A 13404-nucleotide genomic window follows, 5' to 3' on the forward strand; every position below is an offset into this window, starting at 1 on the left:
CAATGCGCCTACGCCACCGAGCCTTTACCACGGCATTCGCACTGCTGCTCGCGACGAGTGCTTGCGGCAGTGACTCCGACACTGCCGGACCGAACACACCCGCTATCGATATCAGCAAGTTGGATACCGGAAACTACCCGGCCACACCCGCAGATATCGAGCAGACCAGAAACTACGAAGCGGCCGTACTCCGGGAGGCGATCCGGATCGGCAATGCCATGCCGCTCGTAATGGATGTCGACAATCGATTCATCTTCGAACCGCATCAGTACTTCAACCGCTGGTTTTCGTCGAGGTTTTCGCCGTCGTTCAGTGGTTCCGGTGTGAACGGCGATGATTTCAACTCGGTCGCACCCGGGCTGGTGGTCGGCTGGTACACCTACGGACAGCGCCGCGAGGAGTTCGACGTCGGTCGCGCGGTGGCGATCTACACGCTTCGGTTTTCGAACGCCGACCAAGCCGCCGCGGCCGCTCGCACCCTGGCGGATCGCTCGGTCGGGGAAGCCTTCCAGATACCCGGCTACCCGGCCGCACGGACCACTTACCGCGCCAAGACCGAACTCGGCACGCCCGCGATGTACACCTGGCTCACCAAGGGCGATCTGGTCCTGCATGTGCGGATCGACGATCCGATCAGCGCCCCCTTCGACCCGGTTCCGCTCGCCGATATCACCAAGCGAGCGTTCGACAAGCAGATCGAGATGCTGAAAAACTATGCGCCGACTCCAGCAGACCAGATCGCGGCGCTGCCGCTCGATGTGGATGGTTTGCTCAGTCGGACACTCCCACTCGAAAAGGACAATATGCCGGTCGACGGGTCCAATCCGTCCGCTGTCTATCCGAAGCAGGCCGCCCTGCATCCGGAGAACTATCCGAACCTGGCGAAGGCCGCATTCGACGACGCGGGGGTCGATTATGTCGCCGTGGGTGGCGCCCACATCTATCGCACCCGCGATGCGGCCGGCGCGGCCAGGTTGCTGGCAGCGGTAGAGGCCCAAGTCGCCGCGAAGTACGACAAGATCGACAGCCCGCCCAATCTGCCGACCGCCCACTGTTTCGATACCAAGGCGGGCACCGCCTCCTGGTCCTACCCACCGGTGTGCTTGGTCCCCATCGACCGGTATGTCGCCCAAGTCCACGGCAGCAACGTCCAGGACATGTATCAAAGGGCGGCGGCCCAATACAAGCTATTGTCAAGCGCGCGTTGAGCGGCCGGGCATAACGTGCCCACCAGTGTGTACATGACGAGATGCGAGTCGAATACCCACCGTCGACTTGCTAGATTTTCCCCGAAGGCTCGCAGTCCGGGCGTTCGACATCGTTGAGGAGGACCGAATGGCGTTGCGGCCCGGCGCAATCGTAGGCGGCTACCGGGTACTGCAGGTTCTCGGCAGCGGCGGCATGGGCACCGTCTACCTGGCACAGAATCCCATTCTGCCCCGCCGCGATGCACTGAAGGTCCTCAGCGCCGATCTGTCCACCGATGACGAGTTCCGGGCGCGCTTCGAGCGCGAGGCGAATCTCGCTGCCGGACTCGATCATCCGAATATTGTCGCCGTCTACAACCGCGGTGAAGAAGCCGAGCAGCTGTGGATCGCCATGCAATACGTCGATGGCGTCGACGCCTCGGACGAGGCCAGGAAGGGGCCGACGGTGATGACGCCGCAGCGGGCGCTGCGCATCGTCTCCGAGGTGGGTAAGGGGCTCGATTACGCGCACCGGCGCGGGCTGCTGCATCGCGATGTGAAACCGGCCAACTTCCTGCTCTCCGCGGCCGAAGAGGGCGATGAGGAGCGGGTGCTGCTCACCGATTTCGGAGTCGCCAAATCCGCCGAGGACGGCCAAGACCTCACGGCCACAGGCAATTTCATGGCCACCGTGGCCTATGCCCCGCCCGAACAGTTGGTCGGAGCCAGCCTCGACCACCGCGCCGACATCTACAGCCTCGGCTGCTCCTTCTTCAAGCTCTTGACGGGCCAGAACCCGTATCCGTCGACCATGCCGGCCGTGGTCATGATGGGCCATCTGCACGAGCCGCCACCGAAGCTGAGCGCCGTCCGGCCCGGCCTGCCGCCCGCGCTGGACGCGGTGATCGAGAAGGTGATGGCCAAAGATCCGGCACAGCGCTATGCGACGTGCCGCGAGTTCACGCAAGCGGCCGAGGCCGCGCTGTACGGCAATCAGTTCCGGGCGCCCGAGGCCGGGTACTCGACAGACGTTCGCACGTCGATTCCGGGATACGCTACGAATCCCAATACACCGATCCCGGGATACGGCACCGATTCGGGCATCCCGACCTACGCCGCGAACACGGGGTACGGGCCGCTCGGACGTGAAACCACCGATCAGAGCCTCATAACGACCCAGCGAAATGGCAACGGAAACAACCGGTCCGGCGCACGCCGCTTCCTTGTGCCCGCCATCATCGGCTTGGTGGTCGTCGCGGCCGTCGCGGCGGGCACCTTCTTCTTCACTCGCGACGGCGGGACAAACGACGCGGGCAGCCGAGACAAATTGGCCCAGGTCCGCAACGACTATCCGCAATTCGACGGAAAGACCGTGACGGCCTTCAATTACGGCAATGCCACGCTTTCGGTAGCGCTGAATCCGAGCGCACAGTCGAAATTCCTGCAGGACATCGGTTTCCGGTACAGCAGCAAGTACAAGGCCGTCGGAGATGAGAAATCACCGCGACAGCTGTCGGCTAGCAGCTACTCGACAGATATCGACACCGATATCGTCATCGTGCTGCGATCCGACAGCGAGGCGGGCAACGGTGGGCTGCGTGGCCTGCCGGGCGCGATCCTGACCAGTTCGGCCAAAGTGGTGGTGGTGGACGATCCGGCGACCGTCCAGGCCTTCCAGGTCTGGACCGACCAGTCGACGAACCTGTTGGCCGACAAGATGGTCCCGACCATCGCCAAAGTCGTTACGAAGTAGCGCGCTGCCTCGGTGTTCGTCGGCTGCGCGGTAGACGTGACGCCGGGCCGTTCGGTAGGGTGTTCGCAGCCAGCCCACTAGCCAGTTCAGGTGGAAAAGCGAGCGAAGGGGGAAGGAGGGGAACGCTGGCAGCGACCGATTTGCGGCACCGCGGTACGAGATGTCCAGGGGGAGTTCATGCAGCCTCCAATCACGGTGTACCAGTCGATAACGCGCAGGCGACGGGACGCACATGAGCCCAACAGGTTTTCCGAAAACTGAATGGAACCGATCGAGCCTATGAAGCGTCCAACCATATGAACAGGTCAGCTGGCACCTGCAATGTTTGACCATCAGTAGAACCAGGAGGAGCCACAGTGGCTAACACCGGCAAGCTCGAAGCGAGTCCCGAACTCATCCGCCAGAAGGCCAAGGAGTTCCAGGAACAGCACGACAGCCTGATGGCCGCCATCAGGCAGCTGAAGACCGACGAAGACAACGTGACGAACGGTGCCAACTGGCAGGGCGCGGCCCGTGACGCGTTCAACGCGTTCATGGAGCGCTACTACTACCAGGCCGACAAGATGAACGACAAGCTGGCGGAGACCGCTGAGAAGCTCGTCAAGATGGGCACTTCGTTCCAGGATCAGGACGACGAGTTCTCCAGCAAAGTGAACGCTCAGGTTTCCAGCCTGGATCTCCCTGCCGTCTAATCATTCCCGACTTACTCCCAAGGAGACTTCCATGAGCCAGACCATCTCCGCCAATTTCGACGGCGTCGCAGAAGGCGCTCGGCAGATCGTCAAGCGTGCCGGGGACATTCAGACCGAGCTCGAGTCCTTCCACAAGAAGGTCGAGGAGTACATCACCACGTACGGCTCGGGTTCCGCGAACGAGGCATTCGGCCAGTTCCAGGCCAGCTGGAACCAGATGACCATCCAGCTGAACACCACCCTGCAGGGTGCCGGTCAGCTCATCGACAAGGGCAACTCGGAGCTGCAGGGCACCGACGTAGCGCTGTCGAACATCTTCTGAGTCGAACTCGGACAATTCGAGCCCCCGGCGATTGTGCCGGGGGCTCGAATTATTTGTGCACTGAGTGCGGCGAAACCATACTGGGACAACACCGTTCAGGGATTGACCTGTAGCGAGGCCGCGAACTGCTCGCAGGGTTGTTTGATCGAGTCGGTGCCACCGAGGTACTGACACCCGGTGCTGACCTGAAGTCCGTGCTCGACCAGGACGTGCCAGCTCACCGTCGAACCGTCGCCTGGCTGTTCGGTGTAGGCGAGCCCGGACTTACCGCCGAAGACCACGTCGCGCTTCAGATCGCTCAGCTTGCCGTTGGGCTGCTGCTTCATCTGAGTTTCGAGATTGGCGGCGACCTGCTCGTATCCGGTACCCGGGGCGACCGGGGTCTGGATCAGTGTGATGCGGGCACGGGTTCCGTCCGACGGGACGAGGTCGACTCGCGATTTGGTGGGGTCGATGGCCTGCGTCAGGCGCCACCCGGACGGGATCTGAAAGCGTACGCGTCCAACGGTTTCCGATGATGGCTTCGAGGTCGTCGGCGGTTGGGTGACCGGCAACTGTGCGGTCGTGCCTGCGGCCGCTGATGTGGTCGCCGCCGAGACCGCAGAGGTATCGTCCGAGCCACCGAATGCGAATACGGCACCGGCGGCCACTGCGGCGACCACCAGCACTCCCGCAATACCAGCGATCACATAGGCCTTGGTATTTCGGCCGGGTGGCTGCATGGCCGCGGCTCGCTGACGCAGCGGCTGCATCCACTCGGTGGTCGGCAAAGGCGCGACTTCGGGCTGATATCCCGGTTCCTGCTGTGGTCCGCGCATCAGATCCGCGCCCGCGATCGGACGCACTTCGATCGTCTGTGTGCAGACCTGTTGCACCGCTGAACGAATCAGGTCCAGCTTCGCCGGATCGGAAACTCCAACGGCCTGAACAAAATCGGCGGGCTGACCCGCGAGCACGCGATCGATGAGCTCGCACAGATCGTAGTAGCCACTCGACTCCGGCTCGACATCGGCGACCGCGAGATTCGGTTCGTGCTCACACGATTCGATTCGGATGCCCTGATGGCTGCGCACTACCGCGGTCGCGGTGGTGCAGAGCGGGCCGCATTCCAAGACGACCGTGCGACGGCTGCGGGCGGTGCCGACATCGGCGATCACCGCGCGAATCGCCATGTCCTCGAACACCACATCCGCGGCGAAGCGGCGGGCGGCCTCGGCGAATACCGCTCGCCGACGACCACCCCATTCGGTCGGACAGACGACGGTGAGCTGCGCACACGGAACCGGGACGCCGAGGTTGCGCATTACGGTGCCGACTACCGAGCCCATCGCCTCGGCGAGACTCGGCACGCGCGGCAGCAAGGCGATCCGATCCGCCGCCACGTACTGGACGGCTGAGCTGACCTGTGTCGGCGGCGTAAGTGGCTCGCCGACAACGAGATCGCCGTTGCTGCCGAGCACCACCGACGGCGGCACATCCCAATGTGTGGCCGGACCGCGCGCCCATATTCGGGTGTCGGTCACCACCAGATCGACGTTCGACATCACTCGGCCGGTGGCATCCAGGCCAGCTGAATCAAGCCCTCGGTATTGCGCGTGACGTAGGTGCCACGCCCAGGCGGTTTGATACCGGGGCGGGTGGTGCCGAAGAGCACGCCCTCGTCCTTATTGCAGCTCATGACCAGAGCGGCCGAACCGAGATCCTTCATGCGTGCCACCGTCGCCTCGTACATGGCCCTGCTGGCACCACCGGAGCGCCGCGCGATGATCACGTGGAAACCGAGGTCACGCGCATGCGGCAGGTGGTCGACCAGTGCCGACACCGGGTTGCCGCTGGAGGAGGCGACCAGGTCGTAGTCGTCGACAATGACGTACAGCTCCGGACCACGCCACCACGAGCGGTCGCGCAACTGCTGTGGCGTGACGTCGGGTCCCGGCGTCCGCTGCGCGACATAGGCGGCGAGATCGGTCATGTTCTGGGTGAACTGCGGTGCGGTGGAACCGTATCCGGCGAGATATCCGTCGGGCACGAGTCCCAGCATTGACCGTCGGTAGTCGCCGAGGATGAAACGCGCCTGATCCGGGGTATTCGACGCCGCGATGCTCTCGATGATCGTCCGGAGCAATGTCGTCTTACCGCTCTCGGTATCACCGAGGACGATGAAGTGCGGGCTCTCGTTGAAGTCGAGATAGACCGGGGCCAGCTCGGATTCGTTGATACCGAGCGGAATTCGCATGCACTTGACTTCGGGGTCGACCTGCGACGGCCAGTTGCCCGCGAGCTGCAGCAGCTGCTCGCGCGGCAGCATTTCCGGCAGCATCCTGGCCGCGGGCGCCGGGCGGCCGGGGGTCAGCCGGGCGATGGTCGCCACCGCATCGGCGACGGCCTGGCCGAGGTTGTCCTGATCCGCGCTTCCATCGATGCGCGGCAGACCGGTCAGCATGTGCAGGCACTCGGGCGTCATACCGCGCCCCGGACGGCCCTGCGGCACAAGCGAAGCGAACTTGCGGCCGAGATCGGAGTCCATTGGGTCACCGAGGCGGAGCTCGATGCGGGTGCCGATCTGGTCTTTCAGGGCGGGGCGTGCCTCGGCCCAGCGGGCGAGGGCGATGATCACATGGACGCCGTAGGACAGGCCCTGAACCGCGAGGTTCATGATGGGCTGCTCGAGGGGGTCGAAGTCCTGGCGGATAGAGCCGAAGCCGTCGATGACCAGGAAGACATCGCCGAAGGGGTCCTCGTGCGCACCGGCTGCGGCGGGACTGCTCGCCGGATCCATGGCGCGGAGGCGGCGGAATTCGGTCATCGACTCGATGCCGAGTTGACGGAACCGCGCCTCGCGCTGGCGGACGATGGTGGTCATCTCGGCGATGGTGCGGCGGACCTTGTCCTCGTCGAGACGACTGGCCACCGAACCCACGTGCGGCAGGCCTTCGAGGCTGGCCAGGGTACCGCCACCGAAGTCGAGGCAGTAGAACTGCACCTGTTCGGCGGTGTGGGTGAGGGACAGGGCCATGATCATGGTGCGCAGAGCCGTCGACTTACCCGACTGCGGGCCACCGACGACCGCGACATTGCCTCGCGAACCCGACAGGTCCACGACGAAGGGGTCGCGGCGCTGGTCGTAGGGGCGGTCGACAATGCCCATGGGCGCGCGCAGGGTGGCGACGGCGGAGTACTCGCCGGTGAGCACACTGCGTGGGATGAGTTGGTCGAGGGTGGGCGCCTCTTCCAGGGGCGGGAGCCAGATCTCGTGGGCCGCGCGGCCGTGGCCGCGAATGCGGGAGGCCAGCATATTGAGGTTGGAGATCTGTTCGCCGTCCTCGGACTGCGGTTCGGGATCGTGCGTCGGCTCGGACGGCAGCGGGACCCGGTCGATGGTGCGGAAGTCGACGTGGGTGGCGGTGAAAGGGCGTGCCTTGATGTCGATTTCGCCGCCCGCGACACCGGCCTGGGTGACCTCCCGCTGGGAGCCGCCGCCGACGTAGGGGCCGGAGACGTAGGAGGCCTGGAAGCGCTGGATCTCACCGGAGTCGGACTTGAGGTAACCACCGCCGGGGACGCCGGGCAGGTTGTAGGCGTCGGGGACACCGAGGACCTGGCGGGATTCGTTGGCGGAGAAGGTCTTCAGACCGATGCGGTAGGACAGGTGGCTCTCCAGACCCTTCAGCTTGCCTTCTTCGAGGCGCTGCGAGGCCAGCAGCAGGTGCACGTGCAGCGAGCGGCCGAGGCGGCCGATCATCACGAACAGTTCGGCGAAATCCGGGTGCTGGGTGAGCAATTCGGAGAACTCGTCGAGCACCACGAACAATGCGGGCAGCGGGTCCAGATCGGCACCGGCGGCGCGCGCCTTCTCGTATTCGGAGACGTTGGCGAAGTTGCCCGCCTGGCGCAGCACTTCCTGGCGTCGGTTCATCTCACCGGCCAGGGCGTCGCGCATACGGTCGACGAGGTCGGCTTCCTCTTCGAGGTTGGTGATGACGGCCGCGACGTGCGGTACGCCGTCCAAGCCGAGGAAGGTCGCACCACCCTTGAAGTCGACGAGCACCAGGTTCAGCTGGTCCGGCGAATGGGTCGCCAGCAAGCTGAGCACCAGGGTGCGCAGGAATTCCGATTTACCGGAACCGGTTGCGCCGATGCACAATCCGTGCGGGCCCATACCGCTTTCGGCGGCTTCCTTGATATCGAGTTCGATGGGCGCGCCGTCCGCGCCGACACCGAAGGGCACGCGCAGCCGCTCGCGGCCGTATCGGGGACGCCAGGCGTGCTCGGGATTGAATGTGCCGATATCGCCGAGCTTCATCAGCTGGGTCCAGGTCGAGATCACTTCGGCGTCATCGTTTTCGACATCGCTGCTGCGCTGGGTCGCGGCGCGGTACGGCGCGAGTCTGCGCGCGACCTGCTGGGCCTGCTGCGGACTGATCCGGTCGATGAGCGCGAAACGCTCCTGGTTGCCGGTGGCGCCGCGACCGACGCATTCACCGTTCTCCACGACCATCTTGATGCCGCGCGAAACCGCCAAACGCGGTGCGTAGCCGCACAAGTCGATGATGGTCACGCCCTCGTAACCGGATTCGCGAAGTTGGTCTTCTTCGGCCTCGAGCAGACCACCGTCGACAACAATGACGATATGCACCAGGTTGGCGTTGGCCGGCTGGTTACGGGAGTAGCGAACGCGGTTGGCCAGCAACGGATGCAGGCCCGCGGTGGCCTCCCGGATCGAACCGTAGAACATGCGCTGGGTGCCGATGCCGTCCTGCGCGTCCGGATGCTGGGTGTGCGGCAGCCACTTGGTCCACTCCCATTCGCGGGCGGTATCCGGGCCGCAGACGACGGCGATGAGCACCTGGTCCGGCGCCTGGAACATGCACAGCTGCAACAGCATTGCGCGGGTCATATCGCGGGCCTCGGCGCGGTCGCCGTCGAGTGCGATGGTCGCGAAGCCCTTGACCGCGATCGCGGTCGGCAGATCCGGAACGGTGGAGTGCGCGCGCACGAAGCGACGCAGCGAAACCGCCGCGATCGGCTCCAATTCCTCGACCGGACCGGTCTCCGGCGCGACCAGGCGGGTGGCCAGGCGCTGTCCGCCGGTGCCGATGCGGGCGTGGCAGAAGTCCTTGTCCCCGGCGCGGCGTTCCCACATGCGGGAAGTTCCGGCCAGCATCCAGATCAGGGCTGGTTCCGGATGGCTCCATTCGACGGAAGCGCGCTGCTGCGTGGCGGTCTGGTCGACGTCCTTGCGAACCTGATCCAGGTAGCGCAGGTAGTCCTTGCGGTCCTCGTTCGCCTCGGCCGCCTTCTGTCCCTTGCCGCCGCCCTGACCGGCGAACATGCCGACCATGGAGACGACCATCATCATCGGGAACATCATGCTCATCGGGTTCGACGTGATGCTGCTGCCGCCCTGGGTGAACATCAGCGCCATCATGCCGACCATGCCGACGACCATCACGACCGGCATCAGCTTCGATACCAGGCTGCCCGGTGTCACCCTTGGGATTTCGGGCGGCGGCTGCAGCGTGACCTCGCCACCTGGCGAGCGCGGCATCTCGCGACGCGCGCGCCGCTGAAACCGGACGGTACTCATCGGACGAGATCCCCCTCTTCGCAAGCTGCGCTTTTTCGGCCTCAGTGTAGAGGGCACAGCTGACATGTCGTACAGTTCGACCAGCATTCTGCTGCCCGAACGGTGGGTTCGCAAGCTTGGCCCCCTCGCTCACGGAACGCGGAAATACGAGGTAGAGACCGAGTTGGGGGAAGCTTGACACACGCGCGACTTGACCACATCGACGAAGAATCCTCGCGCGGCATCGTCCGTGCGCCCGACCTTGCCCGGGTCACGATTCTCGCGAAGCACACCCAGGTGGATATGGCGATTCCGGTCGATGTGCCGGTCGCGCTGGTGATCCCGAGTGTCGTCGATATGGTCGCTCAACACAGCCGCACCAACGATTTCGACAATGAGGGCGAGCGCTTCGAGCCCGCTGAATGGGTGCTGGCCAGAATCGGCCATCCGCCCTTCTCCAATTCGCTGAGCCTCGGTGAGCACGGTGTGCGCGACGGCGAACTGCTCATGTTGGAGAGCGCCTCACATACCGCGCCGACGCCGCTGTTCGACGACATCATGTACAACGTCGCGATCGCCGACGCCGACCACTACCGCAGCTGGACCCCGAAGGTCGCGCGGATCACCGGTTCGGTGCTCGCCGCGCTCACCATGATCGTCGGCTGCCTCGGTCTGCTGCTGTCCAAAGACGCACTGCCGGGCTGGATCAGCGGTTCGCTCGCGTTGACCGTGGCGATTCTGCTGGTGGTCGCGGGCATGGTGCTCAGCAGAATGTACGGCGACACCTCGACCGCGCTGGTGCTCGGCGGCTGTGCGCTGCCCGCCTCGTTCACCGCCGGAATGCTCTATGTGCCAGACGATTACGGCTGGGCGCATCTGCTGCTCGGTTCGGTATTGGTCGGCGCGACAGCGGTTCTCGCATGGCGTGTCACCGGCGTCGGACTCGCGCTGTTCATCGGCGCGGCCACGCTCGCGGTGTACGCGGTACCGGCCGCGCTCGTCGGCGTGCTCACCGACCAGCCGCAGAAGGCCATCGGCGCCGCCGTCGCCGCGCTCGGACTCGCGGGTCTTTCACTCGCGCCGCGGATTTCGATGCTGCTGGCAAGCCTTCCGCTGCCGCCGGTGCCCTCCCCCGGCACCCCGATCGACCCGACCGAGGACGATCCGGACGATCACCGCGCGCTGCCGACCATGGACGCGCTGCGGGTGAAGTCGGAACGCGCCCGGATGTACCTGGCCGGACTCGTCTCGGCGACCACGCTGCTTTCTGTGGCGGGTGCGTTGGCGGGCACCGACCCCGGCGCGGAGGATCCGTATTGGCCGGGTATCGCGCTGGCGCTGGTGATCGCCGTAGTGCTGATGTTCCGCAGCCGGACCTACGCGGGTGCCGAACAGGCCGTGGTACTGATCGCGGGCGGCGCGTCGATCGTGCTGATCATGATGGTCGGCGTCGCCGTCGGCATGGAGCAGCCGCTAGCCGTCTTCGGTGCGGCAATGGTGGTGCTGGTCGCCGCGCTGATTCTCGGCATCATCATTCCGAACCAGTCCGCCACACCGCCGATGCGCCGCGGCGTCGAATTGCTCGAGTACGCGTTCGTGGCCGCCGTGCTGCCGCTGGTGTTCTGGGTGGCCTCGCTCTACTCGCTCGTTCGCGGGCTGTGAACAGGCAGATGCGCGTCGCGGCGGCAGCCGTGGCGTTGGGTCTGAGCGCGTCGCTGGGGCTGGGGGCCGGTGCTGCTTCCGCGGACCACCCGCCCGCGGTGAATCCGGGACTGCTGCCCGCGGGCGATCCGGCCGCACCACCCGAAAAGACCGAGCGCCCAGCGAATTCCGATTGCTCGAATACGGTCTCCGGCGGTGAGGGCGCGACTATTCCCACCGCGCAGCGCTCCCTCGATCTGGAAAAAGCGTGGCAGTTCTCCAAGGGGGAGGGCCAGACCGTCGCGGTCATCGATACCGGTGTCGCGCGGCATCCCCGGTTGCCGGGACTGATCGCCGGTGGCGACTTCGTGGCGAACTCGGGCGACGGCACCGAGGACTGCGACGGGCACGGCACCTTTGTCGCGGGACTGATCGCCGCGTCGAAGATCGACAACCAGGGATTCTCCGGTGTCGCACCGGAAGCACGCATCATGACCATCCGTCAGACCAGCAAGATGTATCAGAAGGAAGGCCGGTCCAGGGAGCGCAATCCCGACGACCTGCCCGAGGGCTACGGCAACCTGGCCACCATGGCCTCCGCGATCCGGCGCGCGGCCGATGCGAACGTGAGCGTCATCAATATCTCCGAGGTGTGGTGTGGCTCGTCCAATGACGTCGACGGATCCATTGGCGCGGCAGTGCGATACGCGACGCTGGAGAAAAACGTGGTCGTGGTCGTGGCGGCCGGAAACCAGGACGGCTCCTGCAAGACCGAACAGCAGATCATCGATCCGCTCAATCCGTCCGCCGACCCATGGAGCAATGTCAAGGTCAATGTGAGCCCGGCGCGCTGGGACGACTATGTGCTCTCGGTGGGCTCGATCGATTCGAACGGCGCGCCGTCGAAGTTCACCGTGCCGGGACCGTGGGTGAGTGTGGCCGCGCCGGGCGAGAATATGACTTCGCTCGACCCGCGCGGCACGGGGACCGCGACGGGCACCACGAATCAGCAAGGGCAGCAACAGGCGATGAGCGGGACGAGCTTCGCTACGCCGCTGGTCTCCGGTGTGGTCGCGCTGGTACGTGCCCGCTTTCCGCAGCTGAGTGCATTGGACGTGGTCAAGCGGATACAGGCCACGGCGCACGCGCCCGCCGAGGGGTGGAGTCCGTATATCGGCTACGGCGCGGTCGATCCGGTCGCGGCGCTGACCGATGAGGTGAGCAGCACGCCGCTGCCGCCCAAGCGGCCGAGCCCGGCCAAGAGCGCCCAGCTCGCGGTGCCGAAACCGGCGCCGCCGCCGGACAATCGGGCCCGCAATGTCGCGCTGATAGGCACCGGGATCATCGGTGCCGCTTTGGTGCTCGGCTACCTCGCCTCGTTCCCGATACGCCGCCGGTTCGGCGTCAAGTCGGACGATATGTAGCGTCTTCGTGGCAAACGGCGGTACATAGGGTGTCGCACCCGATCGATACAGGTAGTTCCCATGCACGCAGCACAACACGACGGCGGCCAACCGAGCCGTAGACAAGCCTGGGAACGCACGACCGGCATCCCGATGCTGGTGCTCGCCGTGCTCTTCATCTGCGTCTATGCCTGGCATGTGCTGGATACCGGAGCGTCACCGCGACTCGATGCCTGGCTCGAACGGGTCGACATCATGATCTGGGCGGCATTCGTCGCGGACTTCGGCATCCGGACATGGCTGTCCACCGATCGCTGGCGATTCGTGCGTACGCATCCGCTGGAGCTGTTGATCGTGCTGTTGCCGCCGTTTCGTCCGGTGCGGTTGCTGCGGGCGGCGCTGTTGGTGCTGGACCAGCTCAACCGCAATCGGGTGACGCGCGCCCGGCTCGCGATATTCGTCGGCACCAGTTCGGCACTCACGCTGGTGCTGTGCAGTCTGGCGTTCTTCGATGCCGAATACGGCGCACCCGACAGCAAGATCCACAACTTCGGCGACGCGCTGTGGTGGTCCATGGTGTCGGTGACCACGGTCGGCTATGGCGATGTGTATCCGGTGACCGTGCAGGGTCGCATGATCGCACTGATTCTGATGACGCTCGGCATCGGCCTGATCAGCTTCGCCATCGGCACCACCACCAGCTGGGTGATGGACCAGCTGAAGTCCGTCGAGGTGACCGCCGACCGCACCGAAGTGGAGATCACGATGCTGATCGACGAAATCCGCTCGCTACGAAGCGAAGTCGCCGAGTTGCGCGCGGCCTCGAAGTCCGAGGACTGA

Annotated in this window: 9 protein-coding genes; 7 read left to right on the forward strand and 2 right to left on the reverse strand. The window is 65.1% G+C overall.

Annotation, left to right across the window (positions count from 1 at the left end; genetic code table 11):
• Positions 1 to 2 precede the first annotated feature (2 nt).
• The 4 genes from ACZ60G_RS34030 (at position 3) to ACZ60G_RS34045 (ending at position 3954) form a co-directional block, all read left to right on the forward strand.
• Positions 3 to 1208: a DUF7373 family lipoprotein gene (locus tag ACZ60G_RS34030; protein WP_465815361.1), complete on the forward strand. Its 1206-nt coding sequence runs from the start codon at positions 3 to 5 to the stop codon at positions 1206 to 1208.
• A gap of 127 nt (positions 1209 to 1335) precedes the next feature.
• Positions 1336 to 2940, forward strand: a complete 1605-nt coding sequence (locus tag ACZ60G_RS34035; RefSeq protein ID WP_465815362.1) for a serine/threonine-protein kinase — start codon at positions 1336 to 1338, stop codon at positions 2938 to 2940.
• Positions 2941 to 3296: 356 nt separating this feature from the next.
• Positions 3297 to 3632, forward strand: a complete 336-nt coding sequence (locus ACZ60G_RS34040; RefSeq protein WP_063039111.1) for a WXG100 family type VII secretion target — start codon at positions 3297 to 3299, stop codon at positions 3630 to 3632.
• Between the two features lie 31 nt (positions 3633 to 3663).
• Complete coding sequence (locus ACZ60G_RS34045; protein WP_465815363.1) at positions 3664 to 3954, forward strand: WXG100 family type VII secretion target; 291 nt, start codon at positions 3664 to 3666, stop codon at positions 3952 to 3954.
• Between the two features lie 95 nt (positions 3955 to 4049).
• Here ACZ60G_RS34045 and ACZ60G_RS34050 read toward each other — a convergent pair whose 3' ends face one another.
• Together ACZ60G_RS34050 and eccCa are read right to left on the reverse strand one after the other, a co-directional pair.
• Positions 4050 to 5498 (reverse strand): type VII secretion-associated protein, encoded by a 1449-nt coding sequence (locus tag ACZ60G_RS34050; RefSeq protein ID WP_465815364.1) that lies wholly within the window; start codon positions 5496 to 5498, stop codon positions 4050 to 4052.
• The gene (eccCa, locus tag ACZ60G_RS34055; RefSeq protein ID WP_465815365.1) at positions 5498 to 9541 is read right to left on the reverse strand and encodes a type VII secretion protein EccCa; all 4044 of its coding nucleotides are present in this window, start codon (positions 9539 to 9541) and stop codon (positions 5498 to 5500) included. Before eccCa ends, ACZ60G_RS34050 begins: the two co-directional genes overlap by 1 nt.
• Before the next feature lie 174 nt (positions 9542 to 9715).
• Between eccCa and eccD the strand changes: the two genes are divergently transcribed.
• From eccD to ACZ60G_RS34070, 3 genes are read left to right on the forward strand one after another with little or no spacing between them, the layout of a single operon-like run.
• Complete coding sequence (gene eccD, locus ACZ60G_RS34060) at positions 9716 to 11182, forward strand: type VII secretion integral membrane protein EccD (RefSeq protein ID WP_465815366.1); 1467 nt, start codon at positions 9716 to 9718, stop codon at positions 11180 to 11182.
• Positions 11183 to 11190: 8 nt separating this feature from the next.
• Positions 11191 to 12585 (forward strand): type VII secretion-associated serine protease mycosin, encoded by a 1395-nt coding sequence (gene mycP, locus ACZ60G_RS34065; RefSeq protein ID WP_465815439.1) that lies wholly within the window; start codon positions 11191 to 11193, stop codon positions 12583 to 12585.
• Positions 12586 to 12645: 60 nt separating this feature from the next.
• Positions 12646 to 13404 (forward strand): potassium channel family protein, encoded by a 759-nt coding sequence (locus tag ACZ60G_RS34070; RefSeq protein WP_465815367.1) that lies wholly within the window; start codon positions 12646 to 12648, stop codon positions 13402 to 13404.

The sequence above is a fragment of the Nocardia sp. NPDC102475 genome (assembly GCF_055584605.1).

Bases quoted from the DNA above. Each gene is read 5' to 3' on its own strand.
- ACZ60G_RS34030 (WP_465815361.1), top strand. From the start codon at position 3: ATGCGCCTACGCCACCGAGCCTTTACCACGGCATTCGCACTGCTGCTC.
- ACZ60G_RS34035 (WP_465815362.1), top strand. From the start codon at position 1,336: ATGGCGTTGCGGCCCGGCGCAATCGTAGGCGGCTACCGGGTACTGCAG.
- ACZ60G_RS34045 (WP_465815363.1), top strand. From the start codon at position 3,664: ATGAGCCAGACCATCTCCGCCAATTTCGACGGCGTCGCAGAAGGCGCT.
- ACZ60G_RS34050 (WP_465815364.1), bottom strand. From the start codon at position 5,498: ATGTCGAACGTCGATCTGGTGGTGACCGACACCCGAATATGGGCGCGC.
- eccCa (WP_465815365.1), bottom strand. From the start codon at position 9,541: ATGAGTACCGTCCGGTTTCAGCGGCGCGCGCGTCGCGAGATGCCGCGC.
- mycP (WP_465815439.1), top strand. From the start codon at position 11,191: ATGCGCGTCGCGGCGGCAGCCGTGGCGTTGGGTCTGAGCGCGTCGCTG.
- ACZ60G_RS34070 (WP_465815367.1), top strand. From the start codon at position 12,646: ATGCACGCAGCACAACACGACGGCGGCCAACCGAGCCGTAGACAAGCC.